This is a genomic window from Flavobacterium sp. ZE23DGlu08, assembly GCF_030505335.1.
GTDB lineage: Bacteria > Bacteroidota > Bacteroidia > Flavobacteriales > Flavobacteriaceae > Flavobacterium > Flavobacterium algoritolerans.
Map to the genome: position 1 here is coordinate 774,304 of NZ_CP130045.1, position 24,736 is coordinate 799,039.

The window sequence follows — 24,736 nt, forward strand, 5'->3', positions numbered from 1 at the left end:
ACTGCTGTTTATTTTATTTCACCAATGTGTTGTTGTTTTTTCTCAAGAAACAAATCCAAACTCATCCAATAAAATTTTATTGGAAGATAAAAATGGTCATTTAATTCAAACTTTGGATGAGCAAAACGAGTTTTTGAAAATTAGGGAAGAAAAAAGGAAAAAAGAAATCCTGAATTTAAAAAAAGTAAATCTGAATTTAAAAACAACAGCTACACAACAAGCTGTAGAAATGTGCACTAATGGAAGTTTCGAACAATATGAAACTATCAGTGGGAGTAGTTCCCTCAAGAATTTTCTTTATACCATAGGTGATCCTCCTGGACCAACGCAATGCCAATCTATTTCCAATACCGCCAATTCATACATCAATCGGTATGACCCTAATAATATGAATATTATGGCGACTGGTGTATCTTCAAATTTAGTTGATCCTTATATGGGAGATATAAAAGCATTCGATCAATACGCCCTTAAAATTAATCATGAGAACTCATCTACTTATGGCTCTATTGTTCAAGGTAAAAGGTTTAAAACTAATAATGAAAATTATCTAAAATTCAACTACAAAGCAGTATTACAAAGTGTATATGACAATAGTCACACTGACAATCAGGCATTTGTAAAAGCAAGGATTTTAGATAAAAACGGGGTTGTCGTAAATGAATTTTGTTTGGTCGGTGACGAAAAAAATTGCATTTTCACCAAAGTTCCGAGTCAAACTTCTTCTTATGTCACTTTGTATACTGCCAATTGGCAATCTGGAATACTGGATATTTCATCTATACCTAACAATGAAGAATTTACCGTGGAATTTATGGCTTCAAGATGTGGATTGGGTGGACATTTCGGATATATGTATGTAGATGATATTTGCTTACTGCATTCTACAGAAAATTTACAAGGATCTGTAGAACTAGATCCTTTGGATAAAGTTTGCCCTAGTTTACCGATTTCCGTGTGTGGAAATTATACCATTCCTAATTCTGGCGGAATTTCTTCATCAGTAAAAAAAATCACTTTAAATGTTTATAACAGTAATAACGTATCCGTTTATAGTACATCTACAACCTCAAGCTTAGACACAACAAATAAAAAGTTTTGTTTTACACTGAATGCCACTGATTTTCCAAATAGTACCAATGCCAATTATAATGTTGGAGTACAAGTAGATTATGATATTTCTGGAACTTCTTGTGCCGGAACTACATTTAATTCGGCCACAGATCCTGATGCGAATTCTGGTTGGGATATTTCTTTTTTAAATTGTACTTCAAGTTGCAACATTAATGTAACAACAGCAAAGATATCTCAATGTGATGCAAGTCATGACGGGAGTGAAAATTTTGATTTATCTAAATTAAATTCTTTGGTGGTAACGTCTACTACAGGTTTAAGTTTTAGTTATTACAAAAATTACAATGATGCGGAAGCCAACTTGAATGCAATTGCCAATTTTACAAGTTATCCAAGTTCTAGCACTTCTATTTTTGTTAGAGTGAGTAAAGATGCCACTTGCTACAAAATAATTTCTGCAAGTTTAGAGGTAAGAAATCCAACGGCAAATATTACTGGTATTTTAAATGTTTGTTCAGGAAGCACTGTATTAACAGCTTCTTCAGGATCATCCTATCTATGGAGTACAGGGGGCACTTCGCAAAGCATTACAGTAACTTCGACAGGAAATTATTCTGTTACTGTTACTGATTCTTTTGGATGTAGTAGCGATGCTATTGTTTCTATAGAACCTAGCCAAACTGCTGTTTCACCAATTTTGCAAATCACTCAACCCTCGTGTTTTTCTACCACAGGAAGTATAAAAGTAACTTCAACTGCATCACAATATAGTTTTGACGATGGTTCAACTTGGAGTACAAACGACACAAAGAGTAATTTAAATCCTGGAACGTATTTGGTGAAAATAAAAACCATAAATGGATGTACTTCTTATGCTCAAAGTGTAACCATTACAGCTGTCTCAACTTCATATCCAAATTATAACTATACTAATCCTTTATTTTGTGGGGATGTAGGTAGTATTACTATTACGACGCCATCTGCATATTATAGTTTTGATGATGGTGTAACTTGGGTAAATTATGCTACTGCCACCAATCTTTCACCAGGGAATTACAAAATTCGTACAAAAGATTTACAAGGTTGTATTTCTTCGGCCAACAATGTACTTATTAGTAGCAATACACTAGAAACTCCAACTTATACTACCATACAGCCTGCTTGTAATGTAACAGGAAGCATTACCATTAATACTATTTCAGATTTTTATACTTTTGATGGAGGTACAACTTGGGTTACAAGCAACACCATTAGCAATTTAAGCTCTGGAAGCTATTCTTTAGGAATCAAAAATGCTTTAGGTTGTACTTCCTATTATACCTATGTTTATTTAAATGATTTTCAATATTCCTATCCTGAATACACTACAGAACAACCCGTTTGCGGAAGCAATGGAAGCATTACTATTACTACAGTTGCAGATTCCTATAGTTTTGATAATGGTGTAACTTGGACTAGCAATAACGTAGCAAATTTACCCTATGGAAACTATCCCGTAAAAGTAAAAAATAGTGCAGGATGTATTAGCGCTGCTAATTATGCTTATTTATATCAACCTTACTTATATCCACCAATTATTAGCATAGAACAACCAACCTGTGGTGCAAACGGAAAAATCACTGTTAATTCATTATCAGATTTTTACAGCTTTGACAATGGAGTAACTTGGACAACCCTCAATAATAAATCATTGCCTCCAGGGTATTACAACATAATTATAAAAAATAGTATTGGTTGTACTTCCTATCCAACTGGTGTTTATTTAAACAATCCAGATGTAGCGGCACCTACTTTTACTGTCATTCAGCCAACTTGTACTACCGCAGGAAGTATTGCAATAAATACAATTGCAGATTTTTACAGCTTTGACGGGGGGTATACTTGGGGAACCACACCTACATTATCAAATATTAATTCTTATGGATATTACAACATTTCTATAAAAAATAGTTTAGGATGCGTATCACAGAATATAGGTATTCCGATTAATAACCCTAGTCTTCCAGACCCAGATTATACAGTTACTAATCCAAGTTGCGGAAATATTGGTAATATTACATTCAACAGCGCTGCAGATTACTATAGTACAGATTATGGCGCAACCTGGAGTACCAATACTATTTTTAATAATTTAACCCCAGGATATTACTATCTATTGGTAAAAAAAGCGGATTGTACATCCAAATATATTTCTGTTTATTTAGATTCAGCTCATTTAGCACCACCAAAATACACAATCGTTCAACCAGTTTGTGGTACAAAAGGCTCCATCACCATCACCACTACTGCAGATTTATACAGTATAGATGGACAAACTTGGGTTACAAGTCCTGTTTTTACCAATCTTTCTTCTGGCTATTATTACCCTTCAATAAAAAATGCCCAAGGTTGTATTTCTAACTCGAATTCTGCAAATCTTCAAACTTTTTACCTTCCTAATCCTACTTTTACAACAACACAACCCACTTGTGGAAACGGAGGAAGCATAACTTTTACTACTACTGCAACACAATACAGCATAGATGGAGGTAATACATGGAATACCAATCCTGTCTTCACTAATCTTAATTCTAGTTCTTATTATTTAGTGGTAAAAAATGCTGCTGGATGTACTTCTTATCCTTATAATACTTACACAAATTTAAATCCATATTATTTGCCAAATCCCGATTTCACATTCGTCCAACCAACTTGCGGTACCAATGGAAGCATTACTATTGCAACAGTTGCAGATTCATATAGTTTTGATGGCGGTAGTACTTGGACAACAAACCCCACCCTTTCTGGACTAACGTCGGGATATTACAATATTGTTATAAAAAATGCAACTGGCTGCAAATCTTATGGAATACCAATATACATTAACCCTTTTTATCTTCCGAATCCAAATGTAAAAGTGATACAACCAAGTTGTGGAAATGGAGGAAGTATTACCATCACTACTCCTGCTGATCAGTATAGTTTTGATGGAGGCACAACTTGGACTACCAATCCTATTTTACTTAATCCTACATCATCATCCTATACTATTGTTATTAAAAATACGACTGGTTGCAAATCACAGTCGCAATACTACTACATTAATAAATATTATTTACCCACGCCAAATGTAACTTCCATTCAGCCAACTTGTAGTTCTCCTTCTGGAACTATAATAATAAATACTATTGCAGATCAATACAGTTTTGATAATGGTGTAACTTGGACTACAAATCCCATAAAGAAAAATCTAGCTGGCGGTTCCTATAATATAGTAATAAAAAACACATTAGGTTGTATCTCTTACGGCAGTTATGCCTATATTAATACACCGCCTGCCATTCCTCCAGCACCCGCTGTACAGATTGTTCAGCCCTCTTCATGCGGAGCAACTGACGGTAGCATAACTATAACTACAACTGCACTAAGTTATAGTTTCAATGATGGAAACAGCTGGACAACAAATCCAACAAAAATAAATGTAGGAGCTGGTACGTACATTATTAAAATCAAAACAAATTCTTATAGTTGCGAATCATCAACAACAGTTGTAAATTTAAGTTCAGGCACTACAATTGCTGCTCCTGCTCATACTTCAACCCAGCCGAATTGTAGCTCAGCAAAAGGTTCTATTACTATTACTACAACTGCTGCAACATATAGTTATGACAATGGATTAACCTACGTTTTTTCGAATACAAAAACGGATCTTTCTCCAGGAATTTATTTTATAAAAATTAAAAATTTAGCTGGTTGCGTTTCGGATGCTGCCACAGTCACTATTTCAACATTATCTGCACTTCCAGCCCCTACCTACAAAGCAAGTCAACCAGATTGTACCAACTTTTCAGGATTACTATCCATCGATACCGTTGCCGATTTATATAGTTTTGATAACGGAATCACGTTTGGAACTTCAAACACAAAATCCAATGTAGCACCAGGAACATATAATTTAATGATTAAATATAATTCTGGTTGTATTTCTCTTAGCGCACCCGTTACCATAGATGCTGCTCCCACAATTCCAGCAGCACCACAAGTTGTGGTTACAAATCCTATTGGTTGCACATCATCAACAGGTAGCATTATGGTTTCTACTGTTGCAAATCTATATAGTTTTGATGATGGTGTAACTTGGAATACGAGCAATACTGCTAGTTTATCTCCAGGAAATTATTTAATCCGAATAAAATATACAAATGGTTGCCCTTCGATTGCCTATGCTGCAACCATCAATACACCTCCAAACGCACCTTCAACTCCAACTTTAAACGTTTCTCAACCTGTGAGTTGTAGTAATCCGTTTGGTTCTATTTCCATTACAAGTGCCGCTTACCACTATAGTTTTGACAATGGCGCAAATTATTCGACCAATCCAATTTCAGGAAATTTAGCAGCTGGAACCTATTTAGTTCGGGTTAAAAATAGTAGCGGTTGCGAGTCTGTAGCATTATCTGTAAAAATTAATGCTCCAACTGATTATCCAGTAAATCCTGCATTTACAACTATTCAGCCAGACTGTAATAATCTTAAAGGAACTATTACAATTACCGATATTGCCGCAGAATATAGTTTTGACAATGGAGTTACTTGGAAAACAAATACAATGCAATCAAATCTTGATCCTGGAACATATTATGTAAAAGTAAAAAACAGCATTGGCTGTATTTCAAATGCTACAACAGTTATACTAATTCCTTTTACAAATTTTACTCCAAAACCTACATTAACAAATCCTCAAACCTTCTGTATCCAACAAAATGCAACTTTAAATGAGATTTCAATTACAGGACAAAACATAAAATGGTATGATACTTTGACCAATGGAAGTTTATTAACGAACACAACTTTATTACAAAATAACACAACTTATTATGCTTCGCAAACCATTAATGGCTGCGAAAGCGAAAGAATTCCTGTCTTAATTAACATTAAAAATACTTCTGCTCCAACAGGAAATACAAGTCAGACTTTTTGTTCCAGTCAAAATCCAACTCTAGAAATTATCGAAATTTCTGGAACTACAATAAAATGGTATAATGGTATTGGAGTTCTTTTGTCTAGTTCAACTCCTTTACAAGATGGTGAGACATATTATGCTTCGCAAACAGAAAACAGCTGCGAAAGTCCTAATAAACTAGCTGTAACTATTTCTCTAATAAACACTTTGCCCGCAAATAATTATGAAGAATTATTTTGTGATGATTTGAATGACGGTTCTGAAAAAGTAAATTTATCAGACTATAATTCGAAGCTAATTTCAAATACTTCAGGATATACATTTTTTTATTATTCAACTATTTCAGGAGCAGAAAATCAATTTGCTGCCAATCAAATCACTAATTTTTCAAATTACAACTTAGTCGTAGGTGATAACAAAATCTACGTTCGAATCAATTCGAATACGCCTTGTTATGCTCTTGTTGAATTGAAATTAACTCTTTTATCAAAACCAATTATTTCAATTCAGGACATTGTACCCATTTGCGAAAACAATACTATTATAATACATGCAGATGCCGGTTATGACAGCTATTTATGGTCAACTGGAGAAACAACACCATCGATAATGGTATCTAATCCTGGTAATTTTTCAGTAACAGTAACCAATAATTACAGTACAATTTCTTGTTCCAATACAAAGAATTTTGAGGTAAAAAAATCAAATATTGCAACAATTACAGCTATTGAAACTAAAGACTGGACTGATAATGAGAATATAATCACCGTTTTTGCATCAGGTGAAGGTGATTTCGAATATTCAATTGACGGTATTCTTTTTCAGGATAGCAATCAATTTTCGGCATTGTATAGTGGTGAATATACTGTACATGTCAGAGATAAAAATGGTTGTGGAACAGCTACTGATGCAGTCTTTTTATTAATGTATCCAAAATATTTCACACCAAACGGAGATGGTTTTAATGACACTTGGAATATTAAATTTTCAGATCTGGAAACCAACTTGACTGTCAAAATATTTGACCGTTATGGAAAATTGTTAAAAGTACTAATCCAAAATGGGGCTTGGAACGGAACTATGAATGGACACGAACTGCCATCAGATGATTATTGGTTTGTGGTGACTAGAGCAGATGGAAAAGAATATAAAGGTCATTTTACTTTAAAGCGATAATTACTATTTTCCTAAACATATCTTAAACCAAAAAAACATAACTTTACTTTTTCTTACTTTAGCGACAAATTTAGAAACTCAAAACATGCCAACCGACTGTATCAGCTATCAGAATTCAGGATATTTTTCTACTTTAATGAATGATTATTTAGAGGAAAAAAGCAATCTTCAATCTTTATACCATCATTTTCCAAATCTTCAAAACTTTGGATCACAAATTCAGGAGAAAAAAGCGAATTTTAATGATACATCCAGAGCTACTTTAGTTTCTGTTTTACAAAAACAATATGCTACAGTTGAAACTTCGGCTTTAACAAATCAAAATATTGCCGCTTTAGCTAATTCCAATACATTTACCATTACCACTGGTCATCAATTGAATTTATTCAGCGGACCATTGTATTTTTTATACAAAATTATTTCGACCATTAATTTAACAACCGAATTAAAATCGAAATACCCTGATTCAAATTTTGTCCCAATTTATTGGATGGCAACGGAAGATCATGATTTTGAAGAAATCAATTATTTTAATTTTAAAGGCAAAAAATTCCGTTGGAACAAAGAAAGTACAGGTCCCGTTGGCCGATTGTCTACTGAAGGTTTAGCTGATTTCCTTGAAGTATATGCACTGGAATTAGGTTCAAGTACAAATGCAAATACGCTCAAAAAACTGTTTGAAGATTCTTATCTTAATCATGATAATTTAGCCGATGCTACTAGATTTTTGGCTAATGCGCTTTTTAGTGCGTATGGTTTAGTTATTTTGGACGCAGATGATCAGGATTTGAAACGCAACTTCATTCCTTTTGTAGAAGAAGAATTGCTTCATCAATCCTCCCATAAATTGGTATTGGAAACCGCCGAAAAACTAAAAGACTATACGATTCAAGTAAATCCTCGTGAAATCAATTTGTTTTATATTGAAGATAATTTACGCGAACGCATCATCTTTGAAAACAACACCTACAAAGTAAATCATACAAAAATTGAGTTTTCTGAAAGTAAAATTTTATCACTTTTAGAAAATCATCCTGAAAAATTCAGTCCTAACGTGATAATGCGTCCGTTGTATCAAGAAGTGATTCTCCCTAATTTATGCTACATCGGCGGAGGTGGAGAAATCGCGTATTGGTTAGAACTAAAATCCTTTTTTGCTGCAGCAAAAATAACTTTCCCAATGCTGTTACTTAGAAACTCTGTACTATTGGCTACCGAAAAACAAGCTAAAAAAGCAGATAAACTAAATTTGAGTTGGAAAGATTTATTTTCAAAACAAGCCGATTTAGTAAATACTAAAACCACAGAATTCTCGGATTTCCCAATCGATTTAACGCATTTGAAAGAACAATTGCAAAAACAATTTATCGCCCTTTATGAAGTAGCAAATAAAACCGATGAATCCTTCATTGGAGCTGTAAAAGCGCAGGAAGTAAAACAAATTAAAGGATTAGAAAATCTGGAGAAACGCTTGCTGAAAGCACAAAAAAGAAAGTTAAGCGATATTTTACAACGCATTACCGACTTGCAAAACGAATTATTTCCTAACCAGAGTTTACAGGAACGTCAAACTAATTTTTCAGAATTTTACCTAGAAAACGGCGACAATATTATTCCAACATTGATCGAACAGCTCAAACCACTGGACAACAAATTCGATATTATTGTACTTTAATCAGATTACGGTTATTTGAATGCCGAATTTGTAAAAATAATCAATAAAAAAATACTATTTTTGCACAAAATTTAAAAAACAAAAAAATGGCTACTAATAGAACATTTACAATGATCAAGCCTGATGCTGTTGCTAACGGACACATCGGAAACATACTTGCAATGATTACTAATGCAGGTTTCAAAATCGTTTCTTTGAAATTAACGCAATTAACTATTGCTGATGCTCAAGCATTTTATGAAGTTCACGCTGCAAGACCTTTCTACGGTGAATTAGTAGAATTCATGTCAAGAGGACCAATTGTTGCTGCTATTTTAGAAAAAGATAACGCTGTTGAAGATTTCAGAACTTTAATTGGTGCTACAAACCCAGCTGAAGCTGCTGAAGGAACTATCCGTAAAGCATACGCAACTTCTATTGGAGAAAATGCAGTTCACGGTTCTGATAGCGATGAAAATGCAGCTATCGAAGGTGCATTCCATTTTGCTGGAAGAGAGCAATTTTAATTTATGATTGAAGATTAACGATTTTTGAATTAAGATTTAGAAATCCTATAAATAGAAAATCCCGTTTCAAAATTGAAACGGGATTTTTTTATATCAAAAATCTGAAATCTGAAATCTAAAATCGTTAATCAACAATCTAAAATCATTACCTCAAAACCACATCTTTCACCACATCACGTCTTAATTCCTCATTAATCATAGCTACAATTTTAGATCTGCCGTGACTTAATTCTTCTCTTAATACTGAAGAGCTCAACTCCACATACAAAGTGCTTCCTTTCAAAACTACATTTTTAGTGTAATTATTCACGCCATTCCCCATAAGATTTTTCCACGCATCTTTAACATCAATTTGATCCATTCCGGGTTGAAGTTTATTCACTTGGATAATTTGTTTCAAAACATCCCCTATCGTACTTTGATTATTCAGCCTTTTTGCCATCGCCCAGTAAATTTATTGGTGTTGCTTTCTTATAATGATATTCCATTTTGTCCTTGTTCAGCAATACTAATTCTTCCTCTGACAAAGCAATTAACTCCTCACTCCATTTCATATAAGATGTGGAATAATCCAAAAATACTTTATCATCGGCAAATCGCACCGCAACGTTTTCATATACATCATTCACCAAAAAAGTTCCGTCCAATTGTGGCATCACTTTCTTCCGAATCCCTTTATTGTCGCTTATTTTAAAAAAATCATAACTTTCATTCATGCCATAATCCTTGTCTTTCCCAGCATCAAAAACAACTTTTTCAATTTCCCAATATCCGTTTATTTTAGAAATGTCTGCAGGCTTAATCTTTTGCTGACACCCCACAAAAAGGAATGCTATAAAAAAAATGCTAAGTGTGTTTTTCATATAATTATTATTCTTAGGAGCTAATTCCTGCTGTACGCTATATCTTTTTCTTGCCATTCTTCCTTTCGTCAGAATAGCAAGAAAAAGGATGCCGCTTCCATCAGGGCTAGTCAATTCGGGTTAAATCTCGTTTGTTCTAAATACAAAGTTACTCTTATTAAATTCAAAGAAAACAAAAATAGTAGAAACCCATTAAACTATTTTCTATATTTTTGGTCTTAAAGGAATTAGAAACAAATCAGTAGCAAGATGTCAAAAATAATCTACAGTCTCCTCATCCTAATATTTTGCAGTAGCTGCAGTTCCGAAACTACGGAACCAACTCCCACTCCTACACCTGCAGAGACAATCTATTTTCCACCTTTAACAGGCACAACTTGGGAAACAAAATCTATTGCGAGTTTAGGTTGGAAGCAATCCGCCGTGCAGCCGTTATTGGATTATTTGGCACTCAAAAATTCAAAATCTTTCATAATTCTTGTCAACGGAAGAATCGTAATGGAAAATTATTTCAACGGTCATGATGCCAATGCTTTTTGGTATTGGGCAAGTGCCGGTAAAACACTAACATCAACTGTAACGGGAATTGCACAACAAGAAAACCTGATTAACATCAACAATAAAGTTTCACAATACATAGGAACTGGCTGGACTAGCCTGCCTTTAGCAAAAGAAAATTTGATTACAAACAAACATCTACTCAATATGACTTCCGGATTAGATGACAGTACGGATGATGTTGATCCAGTGAACCTAAAATACAAAGCTGACGCAGGAACGCGTTGGGCGTACCATAATGTCTATGTGAAATTGCAGGATGTGATTGCGCAAGCCAGCGGTCAAACTTGGAATTCCTATTTCAATACCAAATTGAAAGATAAAATAGGAATGGATGGAGCATGGTTTCAGTTAGGTAATAATTCTGTTTATGGAAGTAATACTCGTTCTATGGCACGCTTTGGTTTGTTAATCTACAACAAAGGAAAATGGGAAAGCAATGCCATAGTGAATGAAAACTATTTAAATGAAGCTACAAATACTTCACAAACCATAAATATGGGATACGGTTATTTATGGTGGCTGAATGGAAAATCAAGTTACCATTTACCACAAAGTCAACTGCAGTTCAATGGTAGTTTAATACCAACAGCTCCAGCCGATATGTATATGGCATTAGGCAAAAATGACCAAAAAATCTATGTCATTCCCAGCAAGAAAATGGTCGTTATCAGAATGGGAGATGTTGCAAATCCAGATAATCCAACTTTTGCTTTATCCGATTTTGATGAAACATTATGGCAAAAAATTAGTGCTTTATACCAATAGATTTACTTGGTTTTCAAACGTCTCATAAAACCTAAAACAAAAAAAACCAACCCTATTATCAACAAAAAATAATAAAAACCAAGACTTTTATCTCGAACAATATTTGCCAATATAAAAGAAATGATGCTCACTAAATAAAGATACATTGGAGGTGTATTTTTTAAAGAAGAAAAATCCATTCTAATTATTATTTAAAAAAACTATCTACAAACTCATACTTATTAAAAACCTGAAGATCTTCAATCCCTTCACCAACACCAATATATTTCACCGGAATTTTAAATTGATCTGAGATTCCTATTACAACGCCACCTTTTGCAGTTCCGTCTAGTTTTGTAACTGCTAAACAAGTAACCTCAGTAGCTGCTGTAAATTGTTTTGCTTGTTCAAAAGCGTTTTGACCGGTTGAACCATCCAAAACTAATAATACATCATGTGGTGCATCACCAACAACTTTTTGCATCACTCGTTTTACTTTGGTCAATTCGTTCATTAAATTAATTTTATTATGCAAACGACCTGCGGTATCAATTATAACAATATCGGCATTTTGCGCCACTGCTGACTGCAAGGTATCAAAAGCTACCGAAGCCGGGTCACTTCCCATATCCTGACGAACAATAGGAACTCCTACTCTATCCGCCCATATTTGCAACTGATCGATGGCTGCGGCACGAAAAGTATCGGCTGCACCAAGAACCACATTATAACCTGCTTTTTTAAACTGATAGGCTAACTTACCAATGGTAGTCGTTTTCCCAACTCCATTAACTCCTACCACCATTAAAACATAAGGCTTAGTCTGAACTGGAATTACAAATTCAGTAGCTTCACCAGTATTTGTCTCTGATAATAAAGCCGCAATTTCTTCTCTAAGAATTTGATTGAGTTCCTCTATACCAAGGTATTTATCTGAAGCAACACGATTCTCGATTCTGGTAATTATTTTTAATGTCGTATTTACACCAACATCTGAGGCAACAAGGATTTCCTCTAAATTATCTAAAACTTCATCATCAACTTTTGACTTTCCGGCAACAGCTTTGGTTAACTTCGAAAAGAAATTTGTTTTTGATTTTTCAAGACCTTTGTCTAATGTTTCTTTTTTCTCTGATGAAAATATTCTTTTGAAAAAACTCATTGTATAAATAGTATTAAGAATGAAGTATTTAAGTCCATAGAACCAATACGTTTTTCTAACGGTAAATATAGAAAATAAAAAAGCTACTTCCGAATGAAAGTAGCTTTTCTATATAATGTGATTGCTAATTATTTCTTTTTCAAGAATTCATCAACAGCTTCAGGAGCCATAATAGATTCTACGAATGTATATGCACCTGTTTTTGGAGATTTCACCATTTTGATGGCTTTTGATAATCTCTTAGAAGATGTTTGTAACGATGCTACGGTTTTCTTTGCCATGATTCAAATGTTATTTAAATTTAAATAAAATCTTCAAATGTTACCATTTAAGATTTTATCAAAATCTCTAATTATTACTTAATTTCTTTGTGAACAGTTACACGTTTCAAGATTGGATTAAATTTTTTAATCTCTAATCTATCTGGTGTATTTTTTTTGTTCTTTGTTGTTATGTATCTTGAAGTTCCTGCAACACCCGAAGTCTTGTGCTCAGTACATTCTAAAATTACCTGGATTCTATTACCTTTCTTTGCCATCTTGCTATTTTTTTATTTTGGAATGGATTATTTAATAAATCCTTCTGACTGCGCTTTTTTCAAAACTGCAGCGATTCCATTTTTATTAATTGTTTTTATCGTAGATGCAGCTACTCTTAGAGTAATCCATCTATCTTCTTCTGGAAGATAAAAACGCTTTTTAACTAAGTTTACAGAAAATTTTCTCTTAGTTTTGTTCATAGCGTGAGAAACGTTATTTCCTACCATCGCTCTTTTACCTGTAAGGTCACAAACTCTTGACATTATACTTATCTTTTATCGTTATTCAAAATCAGGGTGCAAAGAAAAGAAAAATAAACCTATTAAGCAACAAATTTACTGCACATTTTTTAAAATTTCTTTCTGTAATAGTTCTAAACTTTTAATTACAGCTCTATCTATCACTTTTTCACGGGGTTGACCAAAATTAAATTCTTCAACAATTACTTCACTTGGCGTTGCCAATGCAATAAAAACTGCTCCAACTTCTGCATTTGAGTCTCCTTTTGATGGTCCAGCGTTTCCGGTTGTCGCAATTGCATAGTCCGTTTTCATCATGTTTTTTATATTCAAAGCCATCTCCGAAACTACCGCTCTACTCACAACAGAATGTTCTTTTATGAGACTTTCCGAAACACCCAAAACATCAATTTTAGCAGCAGTCGCATATGAAACAACACCTCCTTTAAAATACTTTGAAGCCCCGGAAACTGATGTCAATACTGCTGCAATTTTACCTCCGGTACAACTCTCAGCGGTGGAAATCGTTTTATTTTGCTTTGTAAGCATTTTTCCTACTACAACTTCCAAGGTTTCATCATCATCAAAACCCACGATAATATCATGGATTATCACATCCAGCGAATTTACATTTTCTTCGAGAGCGGCTTCTAATTTTTCTTTGTCAGTGCCACGGGCAGAAAGACGCAAACGAACTCTTCCCGGTGCAGGCAAATAAGCCAACTTAATAAATTCAGGAAGGTTATTTTCCCAATCCTCTATTCGTTCGGCAACCATGCTTTCACCTTGTCCGTAAGTGAGAATTGTTTTATGGATAATATAAGGGCGTTTATATTCCCGAACTACTTTTGGGATAATTTCATGCTCCACTAAATACTTCATTTCATAAGGAACTCCGGGAAGCGAAATAAAAACTGTGTTTTCCTTTTTCATCCACATTCCTGGCGCAGTACCTACTTGATTGTGAAGCACCGTACATTTTGAAGGAACCAGTGCCTGATCTTTATTGATCTGCGTAATTGTTCGCTTGTAGAAACCTTCTATAAGTTGCGTAACATGGGCCAGCACTTTTTGGTCTACAATCAATTCATCTTCAAAATAATCACAAAATGTTTTTTTGGTAATATCATCTTTTGTTGGCCCTAAACCTCCAGTTATAATCACCAAATCGACTTTGTTTTGAAGTACTGCAAACGTATCTAAAATGTGTTTTTTATTATCACTAATCGAAATCATTTCGTTTATTTCAACACCAATCTTATCTAATGATTTGGCTATAAAACCAGAATTCGTATCGACAATTTGACCTATTAAAATTTCGTCACCAATGGTAACTATGGTTGCTTTCATTTTTCTGATTTAGGAATTTAGAAGTTTCTAAAATTTAAAAGTATTACAATTTAGATGATTATTTAATTATCAACCTAGGCCCTAATGGCTTACCAGTATTACAATTTTCAGGAATAATGAGGTATTTATTGATTTTTACAAATTGTATCAATTTATAAACAAACAAATATTTCTTACTATTATAACTCATCGTATAACTTTCTTTTACAATCCCATTGGGGATATTTTTACCGTTTTCTCTGCTATCAAAGGATCCTGAAAATACAAGTAGGGGAAGATGGAATTCTGTATTGTTTTCTATAATATAATTCGAAATTCCACGATTATACTTCCTCGAATTTGCAGTTTTATGATACTTCATTGTATAATTTTGATGATAAATACCATTAATCAGCGTATCCCTTTTATTGATAATATCAAACATACTTCCGTCATACTTTTCTTTAACCATTAAATAATGTATACTCTCACACAATAATGATATGGTTTCTGCTTTAAAAAAATCATTTTTATCAATTATCGAAACACTATGAGTACCATTCCTATCTCTAAAATTCATAGCAAAATTCAACTTATCTTCTTCGTAAACTAAACAATCATAAGTATCGTCTTTAGAATTAGTTAAAAGATATCGTTTCTCTACTTTTGAAGTTTGATTTGCCTGAAACTTATACTCAATAATATAGTCAAAAAAATATTTTTTTTGACTATATATATTGATAGAAGACAATAAAAATAGCAGGAGTATTATTTTGTATTTCATATTTGCCTTTTAGACCAAAAAACAATTCTATGGTAGTTTTTAAAAATACGCTATAGTTAAATGAAAGTATTCATTTGTAGTTTGCGTGAGGGATAATAGTGAAAATCCTCTCTCGTTTTTTAACGAGAGAGATCACTTTACCTAATAATTATTTTCATAGGAGTTCAGTGAACTTAGTTTGTAACGGATAGCCCGACCCGCTTTTTCAGCGGGTCACGCCCCAATATTACAAATCGAAATCTTTTTTGATTTCTTTGATAGCGTCATTAACTTGGTTTTTTACGCTCTTAAAAGTTTCTTTGATGTCTTTCTTTTTACCTTCGGCTTTGGTCCAGGCTTCGATTTGAAGAATCTCCTCAAAAGCCACGTTTAACCCCATTAAATCAAGCGTAGGTTTTATCTTGTGCGCATAAGCATAAGCGTGCTTATGGTCTTTCTTTTTTATTCCTTCTTTGATTTGCACTAAATCATCTGGAACTTCGGTAACAAACAATGTCAAAATTTCATTTACAAATTCTGCATCGTTGTCTGAAAGTGCGTACACTTTTGAAAGGTTGTAGTTTATAGCCATTATTTTACTTGTATTCTAAAGAGTTGTTGTCCTTCTAAAAATCCTTCCAAAACGTCATCTGGCTTTACAGCAGCTACTCCTTCTGGAGTTCCTGTAAAAATAATATCTCCAATTTTTAGGGTAAAAAACTGAGAAACGTATGAAATTAGCTCGTCAATTTTCCACAACATATGACTGGAATTACCCTTTTGTACCGTTTTATTGTTGTTGGTTAATTCAAAAGTAATATTTTCTAATGAACTAAATTGATTTTTTGGTAAAAATTCACCTATAACTGCCGAGCCGTCAAATGCTTTTGCTTTTTCCCAAGGCAAGCCTTTTGCTTTTAATTTCGCCTGTAAATCACGTGCCGTAAAGTCAATTCCAACACTAATTTCGTCATAATATTTATGCGCAAACTTAGGCTCGATGTATTTACCAACTTTATTTATTTTGACAATAATCTCAATCTCGTGATGAATATCCTCCGAAAATTCCGGAATCACAAATGGATGCTGCTTTAATAAAACGGCCGAATCCGGCTTCATAAAAACAACAGGTTCTGTTGGTCTTTCGTTCTGTAATTCTTCTATATGATTGGTGTAATTTCTACCAATGCAGATTATTTTCATTTCTTATTGATTCAAAAATTAGCTTAATTTATTATTCAGTTTTCGAAGTTTTATTGCCGTTAAAACTTTCTTGGTATACAACGGAAAATCTGCATTTTGTATCCAACTGAAATAACCGGGTTCTGTTTCCAGAATTTTATCCACTTTCACTCCTTTGTGTTTTCCAAAAGTAAAAATCTCTTCATCGTCCTTATCAAAAGCAATCATACCAGCAAAATCAGCGATTTTCTTTCTTGTCGTAAACTCCGATAATGATTTCATATCGTTTTCCAGTTCCGGATAACGATCCAGTTGCGCTTTTAATATTTCATAAGTCGCCATGGTATCCGCTTCTGCAGAATGTGCATTTTCAAGCGTTTTCCCACAATAAAACTTATGCGCCGCGCTTAAAGTTCGCTCTTCCATTTTATGAAAAACGGTCTGTACATCAACTGAAACCCTGTTTTTCATGTCAAAATCTACTCCGGCACGAAGCATTTCCTCTGCCAATAACGGAATATCAAATCGATCCGAGTTAAATCCAGCCAAATCACTGTCTTTAATCATATTATAAACTTGCGCAGCCAGTTCATTAAAAGTAGGCTCATTTGCCACTTTTTCATCGGTAATTCCATGAACAGCTGTTGTTTGTGGCGGAATTGGAATCGTTGGATTAACCAGCCAAGTTTTGCTTTCTTTATTTCCGTTTGGGAAAACTTTGAATATTGAGATTTCTACAATTCTATCTTTTCCGATATCAATTCCTGTAGTTTCAAGATCGAAAAAGCAAATTGGTTTATTGAGTTTGAGTTCCATTTTTAAATTTTGTGTGGATACAAATATATAGGTTAAACACGAATTTGACGAATTATCCCCAAATAATTTCTTCAAGAATTCTTGTCTTTTTGTGCAATTAAAACGGTGTACTAAAATAAAAACCCGACTGATTTTTGAAAATCGGTCGGGTCTACTATTCTAATTATATTTATTTAAACATCTCTGTTTACATCAAAAGCTTCTAAGTACTCAGCAACTCTTTTTACAAAGCTACCTCCTAATGCTCCGTCAACTACTCTGTGGTCATAGCTATGCGACAAGAACATTTTTTGACGAATTCCGATAAAATCTCCTTCTGGAGTTTCGATTACTGCCGGCATTTTACGAATTGCTCCAAGAGCTAAAATCCCAACTTGTGGCTGATTGATAATTGGCGTTCCAAAAACACTTCCAAAAGTCCCCACATTTGTAACCGTATAAGTTCCGCCTTGCGTATCGTCTGGTTTCAGTTTCCCCATTTTAGCACGGTTTCCTAAATCGTTTACCGCTTTTGCCATTCCTACTAAATTCAGTTGGTCAGCGTTTTTAATAACAGGAACAATTAAATTTCCGTTTGGTAACGCAGCAGCCATTCCTAGGTTGATGTTTTTCTTTTTAATGATATAATCACCATCTACAGAAATATTCATTCCAGGGAAATCTTTCAGCGCTTTAGCAACTGCTTCCATAAAAATTGGAGTGTACGTCAATTTCTCCCCTTCTCTTTTTTCGAAAGTAACTTTATTTTTCTCTCTCCATTTTACAATATTCGTCACATCTACTTCAATAAATGATTGTACGTGAGCCGAAGTTTGCACAGAAGCCACCATATAACCAGAAATCAGCTTGCGCATTCTGTCCATTTCTATGATTTCATCACCACCGCTTACTGATACTGGAGCTGCTTTTTGAGCCACTGGAGTTGCAACCGGTTTTTGAACTGCTGCAACCGGAGCCGAAACTGCTGGCTGGCTTGTTCTATTTTTTACGTAGTCTAAAATATCATTTTTAGTAACTCTTCCTTCTTTTCCTGTTCCGGAAATTGATGCTAATTCTGCTACAGAAACCCCTTCTTCTTTGGCAATATTTTTCACTAAAGGCGATAAGAATTTTTCAGAATCAGAGAAATCAGCAGGAACCGCAACCGCTTCTTTGGCTACTTCAACTGTTTTTTCAATAATTGCAACTTCAGCAGGAGCAGCAACTTCTTGAACAGTTTCAGCAACAGCTGCACTATCCGTTTCAATAATGGCAATCGTTTGCCCTACTTGAACCAAATCATCTTTACCGAACAGTTGTTCGACTAAAATACCCGAAACTTCGCTCGGCACTTCACTGTCCACTTTATCAGTAGCAATTTCGAGTACCGCTTCATCGGCTTCAATTTTGTCTCCAACTTGTTTCAACCAATTTGTAATGGTCGCTTCTGCAACGCTTTCTCCCATTTTCGGAAGCTTTAATTCAAATCTTGCCATATTGTTAACCTAAAAGGTGATTTTGATTTTCAGTTTGCGAAATTACTAAATATTTCAAATATAAATTACATTAAATGTAATTTTTTACTCTATTTCTATAATCTCACCTCTCTCGTTACTATTGTTACTTCCTATTAAAAAATTAGCGTTTTTTGGTATAATTTTAAAGGTAAACCTTTTATTTCTTGAAGATTCGAGAATTGCAATACACTCTTTAAAAGAAATGAATTCGTTATCTAAAATAACTTCTGTGCTTATTTTACTCTTAACAGAAGACGAAATTACCATTTTTTCTGTTTTCAAATCGTGAAACAGGACTTTTTTTTGCAAAACTAAACGGAGTTTATCTACTAATTTTTCATTAGCCGAATACAACAGATATAATTTTGGAGTCATTTTTATCCCGAAGTTTCGCGAGGATTTTCCTTGAAACATTTTTGCCAAAGAGAAAAAGACAATTCCTATTTTCATAAAAAGTGAGAATAACACGGATACACGAAAATGCTTTTTATAAAAAAAATTCATCGCTTCCTGAAAACGTTTCATATACGTTTCGTCTTTAATGGTACTTTCTCCTTTATAATGGATTACGGTGGTTTCATGAAAATAAAAATTAGATTTTCCTTCTTTCAGGACTCGATACGACAAATCGATATCGTCAGAATACATGAAACAATCTTCATCAAATCCACCCATTTCAAGATATAAATCTCTTTTCATAAACATAAAAGCCCCAACGAGAATATCCACTTTTCCGGTTTGGTTTTCGTTTAAATGCGCAGCATAATATTTTCCGAAAGTCCTTGATTTAGGAAATAATTTATACAAACCCGTAATTTTTGTAAATGCAACAAAAGGCGTTGGAACACCGCGCTTGCTTTCGGGAAGAAAATTCCCGGTTCCATCAATGAGTTTACAACCCAAGATTCCTAAATCTGATTGTTTTTGGGCGAAAGCCAATACTTTTACAAATGTATCTTCAGCGACAACAGTATCAGGATTCAGAATACAAATGTATTCGCCTTGAGCTTGAGCAACTCCTATATTATTGCCTTTTGGGAAACCTATATTTTCGTTGTTTTGAATCAGTTTTACCTTTGGAAAACGCTGTTTCATCATTGCAAAACTGTCATCCGAAGAATTATTATCTATTACAATAATTTCTCCATCAATGGTTTCTAATGCATTTTGAACACTTAGGACACATTGCTCCAAAAAGAAACGAACATTATAATTAAGGATGATGACGGATAGTTGCATTCTTCAAAGATATATTTTAAGATGTAAAGACACAAAGGTTCAAAATTTAAAAACACAAAAACATATTTCTCCTTAGCCCCGATAAAGCCGATATCCTTTGAGAGGAACGAACAAAGATAAAGGCGTAAGCGGGAACGATATCAGCAAATAAATCCAAATCATTCGCTCCAGATTAAGATTTTAATCTTTAGAATCCATTACTTTTGGAGAACACTAACGACTCTATACCTTTTAAACATTGAAAAAGATATTCTCATTATTATTCTTGATTTTTTTTAACCCTGCACAGTCTCAAATTTCAGGTTGCACGGATCCACTTTCTAAAAACTACAATCCAGCTGCTACTATTAATGACGGAAGTTGTGTCTATACTTCGGTAAAAATTAAACCCAAATACTCCGTAAAATTAGATGCGGTTCTGAAAGAAACTTCAAGTTTGACACAAAGTGATTCGCTGTTATGGACCAGTAATGACAACACTGACAAAGCACTTTATGCGATTAATAACAAAGGTGTTATTCAAAATAAAATCCAGCTCAAGAACACTACCAATACCGACTGGGAAGAAATTGCACAAGACAACGACTACTTTTACATTGGCGATTTTGGAAATAATGTCTCCGGAAACAGGAAAGACCTGCATATATTGCGAGTCGAAAAACAATCGTTTTCACAGAACAATCCAAAAATTGATACGCTTTCGTTTTCGTATTCCAATCAAACCAATTTCACCAAAACCAAGTCCAATGCGACCAATTTTGATTGTGAAGCTTTTATTGTTTCCGGAGAGAATATTTTCTTATTTACCAAACAATGGAAAGACAAAAAAACCAGTATCTATGTGATTCCGAAGATTCCCGGTAAGCACGTTGCTCAACTGAAAGAATCCTATGATGTAAAAGGATTGATTACCTCAGCAACTTATTTACCTAAAAAAAAGCTACTCGTTCTTGCGGGCTACAGCAGGTTTTTATCGCCTTTCATTTATCTGCTTTACGATTATAATGATTCCGGTTTCTTTTCCGGAAATAAGAGAAAAATCAATATTGCACTTCCGTTTTATCAGATGGAAGGCATCAGCACCCAAGATGGACTTCATTATTATTTGACCAATGAAAATTTCATCAGAAAACCAATTATAAATGTCCCACAAAAGTTACATCAATTCGATTTAAGTGCATTTCTAACCAATTATCTGAAACAATAATTGTTAATGAAAACTTAGATTCGACTAAACAATTGGCAAATCGTTATTTAATAGCTTACTTTTGCAAAAAATTTAGCCTTGTGAATTACCTTTCTGTAGAAAATATCTCGAAATCTTTTGGTGAACGTACGTTGTTTAAAGACATCTCGTTTGGAATTAATAAAGATCAAAAAATTGCTTTCATAGCCAAAAACGGTTCTGGAAAAACGACTATTATGAGTATCATTAATGGTCTAGAAGAATCTGATACTGGACAAGTCGTATTGAGAAAAGGCATCAAAATGGCTTTCCTTTCGCAAAATAATAACTTGCAGGACGAATTAACCATTGAAGAAAGCATTTTTGCATCGGATAACGAGACTTTGAAAGTGATTGAAGCCTATGAAAAAGCGTTAGAAAATCCAGAAGACGAAGAAGCCTACCAAAAAGCTTTTGACGGAATGGATCAGCACAATGCGTGGGATTTTGAAACGCAGTACAAGCAAATTTTGTTCAAACTGAAATTGGAAAATTTCAAACTGAAAGTAAAAAATCTTTCCGGTGGACAGAAAAAACGTTTATCACTGGCTATCATTTTAATTAATTGTCCCGACTTGTTAATTCTGGATGAGCCTACAAATCACTTGGATTTAGAAATGATTGAATGGCTGGAAAGCTATTTTGCCAAAGAAAACATAACGTTGTTTATGGTGACGCACGACCGTTTCTTTTTGGAGCGTGTTTGTAATGAAATCATCGAACTGGACAACGGAAAACTATACCAATACAAAGGAAATTACTCCTATTATTTAGAGAAAAAAGAAGAACGTATCGCATCCGAAAATTCGAGTGTGGATAAAGCACAGAATCTTTTTGTAAAAGAATTGGAATGGATGCGCCGTCAGCCAAAAGCGAGAACGACAAAATCGAAATCGCGTCAGGATGATTTTTATGAAATCAAGGAAAAAGCACAAAGTCGCCGTCGCGAAAATAAAGTAGAGCTTGAAATTAATATGGAACGTATGGGAAGCAAGATTATTGAGCTTCACAAAATCTCCAAAAAATTCAAGGATCACGTCATCATGGATAATTTCAGTTTTGATTTTCAACGTGGCGAACGCATTGGAATAATTGGAAAAAACGGAACCGGGAAATCGACTTTCTTGAATTTATTGACTGGAACTTTACCGCTTGATGGTGGAAAAGTAGTGATTGGTGAAACCATAAAAGTGGGTTACTACACACAAAGCGGTATTAATCCAAAACCGGGTCAGCGCGTGATTGATGTGATTAAGGAATACGGAGAATTCATTCCGTTGATGAAAGGGAAATTGATTTCAGCTTCGCAATTGTTAGAACGTTTCCTGTTTGATGCTAAAAAACAATATGACTTTGTGGACCGATTGAGCGGTGGCGAATTGAAACGTTTGTACTTGTGTACAGTTTTAATTCAGAATCCGAATTTTTTGATTCTGGATGAGCCAACGAATGATTTGGATATTGTGACGCTGAATGTTTTGGAAAGCTTCCTTTTGGATTATCCAGGTTGCCTTTTAGTGGTTTCTCACGATAGGTATTTCATGGATAAAATTGTGGATCACTTATTTATTTTTAGAGGTGATGGTGTAGTAGAAGATTTCCCTGGAAACTATTCTGATTTTAGAGCCTACGAAGACAGCACTGATGTAGCGCAAAAAGAAGAAAACAAAGCCGAAAAGAAAGACTGGAAACAAAATAATCCAACTGGAAACCTAACGTTCAACGAGCAAAAAGAATTTCAGAAAATCGAACGAGAAATCAAAGATTTAGAGATTCAAAAAGTAGCTATCGAGCAATTATTCTCGGATGGAAAAGTGCAAGAAAGTGATGTAATGACCAAAGCCAAAGAATTAGAAAACATCAACAATAAGATTGAAGATAAAGAGGAAAGATGGTTTGAGCTTTCTGCGAAGATAGAAGGATAAAAATAGTATTCAGTGTTCAGTCATAGTTTGCATTACAGAACATTAATCCTATTAGTTTACACCCACAACAGAATCTAATTCTGTTGTGGGTTTGTTTTTTTAGTAAAAAACTAATTTTAAATTAGGTAAGAAATATTAGAATAATTAAAAGTTCATCTAATTATTTATAGTTTATTTTATATATTTTTGAGAAAAATAAAGCTTGATGTTTATATAGAATAATAACCTAATCGACCTTAAAAAATCCTACTTCAGAATGAAATTTCAATTATTAATAATTTTCACCTTCTGTATACCTAATATTTATAGTCAAAATAAAACAATAATTACGTACGACATAACTGAAAATAAGGCTATAGAAAATGTAAATTTTATATTTAATGGAGGCACCAACTATAGTTCAAACAAAAATGGCAGGGTAATATTAAAATCAATTCCTTCTGAAAATGTAGTGATTACACATATTGCCTACGATACAATAAACACTAAGATTTCATCCCTACGAGATACACTTTTCTTAAATAAGAGAATTACAAAACTGAATGAGATTGTTATCCACAAAAAGAGAATAAAGATAATTTATCCTAAAAAATCTGTTGGCAACTTAAATCCTAGAAACTATGGAACGTCAGCTCCATTAGATGAAAAGAACATATATGCTGTTCATATTCCGAACAATTTAAATGTTAATTTTTTTATCAACAGTATTACATTAGAACCCACAGATTTTTCGATTGCATATCTTAATGAGAAAGATAAAATCAAATCTGAACGTTATAAAAATCAGAAATATGCTCCTTTTAAACTAAATTTATATACAGTGGATTCTATATACGACATTCCGGATCAGCGCATTTTTGAGAAAGATTTTATTTTAAAATTAGAGGAAGGTAAAAAATACGTAACTCTTAAATTAGACAACCAAATAGAAATAAATAATACAGGTTTTTTTATAGCACTTTCACCTTTTTCAAAAGAAGAATATGAAAGCTTAGCTTTTGAAAGATCTCCTGCTTTTAAACATATTCAAGCGAATAAAGATATTGAATATAGAGTCTTAACAAAAAATGAGAAAGTTGATTCCAGTATTTGGAAACAAACACAAAGAAGCAAAGATTACAATCAAGTTTTATATTTTGAATTAGAAATAGAATATTAATTACTATTACTAAATAAGCTTGCAAGTCCAGCTCTTAGAAGTATACAATAGTTCTTGATTACGCTGCACAAATGCCTCGGACTTTGCGCCTATAACGGTGAACCACTTAATAGGTCAAACA

The 24,736-nt window shown here is 33.8% G+C and carries 20 protein-coding genes; 7 read left to right on the forward strand and 13 right to left on the reverse strand.

Annotated features, from left to right (window positions below):
* Positions 1-79: 79 nt before the first annotated feature.
* From Q1W72_RS03390 to Q1W72_RS03400, 3 genes are all read left to right on the forward strand, one after another.
* The gene (locus Q1W72_RS03390; protein ID WP_302137391.1) at positions 80-7,192 is read left to right on the forward strand and encodes a T9SS type B sorting domain-containing protein; all 7,113 of its coding nucleotides are present in this window, start codon (positions 80-82) and stop codon (positions 7,190-7,192) included.
* 85 nt (positions 7,193-7,277) lie between these two features.
* On the forward strand, positions 7,278-8,867 hold the full coding sequence (gene bshC, locus Q1W72_RS03395; RefSeq protein ID WP_302137392.1) for a bacillithiol biosynthesis cysteine-adding enzyme BshC: 1,590 nt from the start codon (positions 7,278-7,280) through the stop codon (positions 8,865-8,867).
* A gap of 86 nt (positions 8,868-8,953) precedes the next feature.
* Positions 8,954-9,373, forward strand: coding sequence for a nucleoside-diphosphate kinase (locus Q1W72_RS03400; protein WP_091259031.1), 420 nt, complete (start codon positions 8,954-8,956; stop codon positions 9,371-9,373).
* A gap of 145 nt (positions 9,374-9,518) precedes the next feature.
* Here Q1W72_RS03400 and Q1W72_RS03405 read toward each other — a convergent pair whose 3' ends face one another.
* Both Q1W72_RS03405 and Q1W72_RS03410 read right to left on the reverse strand, forming a co-directional pair.
* The gene (locus tag Q1W72_RS03405) at positions 9,519-9,815 is read right to left on the reverse strand and encodes a DUF721 domain-containing protein (protein ID WP_099715934.1); all 297 of its coding nucleotides are present in this window, start codon (positions 9,813-9,815) and stop codon (positions 9,519-9,521) included.
* Entirely contained in the window at positions 9,796-10,350 is a 555-nt protein-coding gene (locus Q1W72_RS03410) for a hypothetical protein (RefSeq protein WP_233206916.1), read from the reverse strand. Before Q1W72_RS03410 ends, Q1W72_RS03405 begins: the two co-directional genes overlap by 20 nt.
* Positions 10,351-10,485: 135 nt before the next feature.
* Here Q1W72_RS03410 and Q1W72_RS03415 point away from each other — a divergent pair, with 135 nt between their 5' ends.
* Positions 10,486-11,562: a serine hydrolase gene (locus tag Q1W72_RS03415; protein WP_099715935.1), complete on the forward strand. Its 1,077-nt coding sequence runs from the start codon at positions 10,486-10,488 to the stop codon at positions 11,560-11,562.
* 187 nt (positions 11,563-11,749) lie between these two features.
* Here Q1W72_RS03415 and ftsY read toward each other — a convergent pair whose 3' ends face one another.
* From ftsY to Q1W72_RS03470, 11 genes are all read right to left on the reverse strand, one after another.
* Positions 11,750-12,703, reverse strand: coding sequence for a signal recognition particle-docking protein FtsY (gene ftsY, locus Q1W72_RS03420; protein WP_099715936.1), 954 nt, complete (start codon positions 12,701-12,703; stop codon positions 11,750-11,752).
* Positions 12,704-12,831: 128 nt separating this feature from the next.
* Positions 12,832-12,984, reverse strand: a complete 153-nt coding sequence (locus Q1W72_RS03425; RefSeq protein WP_073370281.1) for a DUF4295 domain-containing protein — start codon at positions 12,982-12,984, stop codon at positions 12,832-12,834.
* A gap of 74 nt (positions 12,985-13,058) precedes the next feature.
* A complete protein-coding gene (gene rpmG / locus Q1W72_RS03430) occupies positions 13,059-13,241 on the reverse strand; it encodes a 50S ribosomal protein L33 (RefSeq protein ID WP_017495179.1) in 183 nt (60 codons plus the stop codon).
* 27 nt (positions 13,242-13,268) lie between these two features.
* Positions 13,269-13,505 carry a 50S ribosomal protein L28 gene (rpmB, locus tag Q1W72_RS03435; protein WP_024980263.1) on the reverse strand — a complete coding sequence of 79 codons (237 nt, stop codon included), beginning with the start codon at positions 13,503-13,505 and terminating at the stop codon, positions 13,269-13,271.
* 72 nt (positions 13,506-13,577) lie between these two features.
* A complete protein-coding gene (locus Q1W72_RS03440; protein WP_099715937.1) occupies positions 13,578-14,831 on the reverse strand; it encodes a competence/damage-inducible protein A in 1,254 nt (417 codons plus the stop codon).
* Between the two features lie 58 nt (positions 14,832-14,889).
* The gene (locus tag Q1W72_RS03445) at positions 14,890-15,594 is read right to left on the reverse strand and encodes a hypothetical protein (protein ID WP_099715938.1); all 705 of its coding nucleotides are present in this window, start codon (positions 15,592-15,594) and stop codon (positions 14,890-14,892) included.
* A 226-nt stretch (positions 15,595-15,820) separates the two neighbouring features.
* Entirely contained in the window at positions 15,821-16,165 is a 345-nt protein-coding gene (locus tag Q1W72_RS03450; RefSeq protein WP_099715939.1) for an Hpt domain-containing protein, read from the reverse strand.
* Positions 16,165-16,776: a fumarylacetoacetate hydrolase family protein gene (locus Q1W72_RS03455; RefSeq protein WP_099715940.1), complete on the reverse strand. Its 612-nt coding sequence runs from the start codon at positions 16,774-16,776 to the stop codon at positions 16,165-16,167. Before Q1W72_RS03455 ends, Q1W72_RS03450 begins: the two co-directional genes overlap by 1 nt.
* A gap of 18 nt (positions 16,777-16,794) precedes the next feature.
* Complete coding sequence (locus Q1W72_RS03460) at positions 16,795-17,571, reverse strand: 3'-5' exonuclease (RefSeq protein WP_099715941.1); 777 nt, start codon at positions 17,569-17,571, stop codon at positions 16,795-16,797.
* A 173-nt stretch (positions 17,572-17,744) separates the two neighbouring features.
* Complete coding sequence (locus tag Q1W72_RS03465; protein WP_099715942.1) at positions 17,745-19,046, reverse strand: dihydrolipoamide acetyltransferase family protein; 1,302 nt, start codon at positions 19,044-19,046, stop codon at positions 17,745-17,747.
* Positions 19,047-19,130: 84 nt separating this feature from the next.
* Entirely contained in the window at positions 19,131-20,306 is a 1,176-nt protein-coding gene (locus Q1W72_RS03470; protein WP_099715943.1) for a glycosyltransferase family 2 protein, read from the reverse strand.
* 238 nt (positions 20,307-20,544) lie between these two features.
* Here Q1W72_RS03470 and Q1W72_RS03475 point away from each other — a divergent pair, with 238 nt between their 5' ends.
* From Q1W72_RS03475 to Q1W72_RS03485, 3 genes are all read left to right on the forward strand, one after another.
* Positions 20,545-21,513 (forward strand): T9SS C-terminal target domain-containing protein, encoded by a 969-nt coding sequence (locus Q1W72_RS03475; RefSeq protein ID WP_233206917.1) that lies wholly within the window; start codon positions 20,545-20,547, stop codon positions 21,511-21,513.
* An 80-nt stretch (positions 21,514-21,593) separates the two neighbouring features.
* A complete protein-coding gene (locus Q1W72_RS03480) occupies positions 21,594-23,456 on the forward strand; it encodes an ABC-F family ATP-binding cassette domain-containing protein (RefSeq protein WP_302137393.1) in 1,863 nt (620 codons plus the stop codon).
* A 256-nt stretch (positions 23,457-23,712) separates the two neighbouring features.
* On the forward strand, positions 23,713-24,615 hold the full coding sequence (locus Q1W72_RS03485) for a hypothetical protein (RefSeq protein WP_302137394.1): 903 nt from the start codon (positions 23,713-23,715) through the stop codon (positions 24,613-24,615).
* Positions 24,616-24,736: the final 121 nt, after the last annotated feature.

Coding starts and splice junctions, on each gene's coding strand:
- bshC (WP_302137392.1), top strand. CDS start 7,278: ATGCCAACCGACTGTATCAGCTATCAGAATTCAGGATATTTTTCTACT.
- Q1W72_RS03400 (WP_091259031.1), top strand. CDS start 8,954: ATGGCTACTAATAGAACATTTACAATGATCAAGCCTGATGCTGTTGCT.
- Q1W72_RS03405 (WP_099715934.1), bottom strand. CDS start 9,815: ATGGCAAAAAGGCTGAATAATCAAAGTACGATAGGGGATGTTTTGAAA.
- Q1W72_RS03415 (WP_099715935.1), top strand. CDS start 10,486: ATGTCAAAAATAATCTACAGTCTCCTCATCCTAATATTTTGCAGTAGC.
- ftsY (WP_099715936.1), bottom strand. CDS start 12,703: ATGAGTTTTTTCAAAAGAATATTTTCATCAGAGAAAAAAGAAACATTA.
- Q1W72_RS03425 (WP_073370281.1), bottom strand. CDS start 12,984: ATGGCAAAGAAAACCGTAGCATCGTTACAAACATCTTCTAAGAGATTA.
- rpmG (WP_017495179.1), bottom strand. CDS start 13,241: ATGGCAAAGAAAGGTAATAGAATCCAGGTAATTTTAGAATGTACTGAG.
- rpmB (WP_024980263.1), bottom strand. CDS start 13,505: ATGTCAAGAGTTTGTGACCTTACAGGTAAAAGAGCGATGGTAGGAAAT.
- Q1W72_RS03440 (WP_099715937.1), bottom strand. CDS start 14,831: ATGAAAGCAACCATAGTTACCATTGGTGACGAAATTTTAATAGGTCAA.
- Q1W72_RS03445 (WP_099715938.1), bottom strand. CDS start 15,594: ATGAAATACAAAATAATACTCCTGCTATTTTTATTGTCTTCTATCAAT.
- Q1W72_RS03450 (WP_099715939.1), bottom strand. CDS start 16,165: ATGGCTATAAACTACAACCTTTCAAAAGTGTACGCACTTTCAGACAAC.
- Q1W72_RS03455 (WP_099715940.1), bottom strand. CDS start 16,776: ATGAAAATAATCTGCATTGGTAGAAATTACACCAATCATATAGAAGAA.
- Q1W72_RS03460 (WP_099715941.1), bottom strand. CDS start 17,571: ATGGAACTCAAACTCAATAAACCAATTTGCTTTTTCGATCTTGAAACT.
- Q1W72_RS03465 (WP_099715942.1), bottom strand. CDS start 19,046: ATGGCAAGATTTGAATTAAAGCTTCCGAAAATGGGAGAAAGCGTTGCA.
- Q1W72_RS03470 (WP_099715943.1), bottom strand. CDS start 20,306: ATGCAACTATCCGTCATCATCCTTAATTATAATGTTCGTTTCTTTTTG.
- Q1W72_RS03485 (WP_302137394.1), top strand. CDS start 23,713: ATGAAATTTCAATTATTAATAATTTTCACCTTCTGTATACCTAATATT.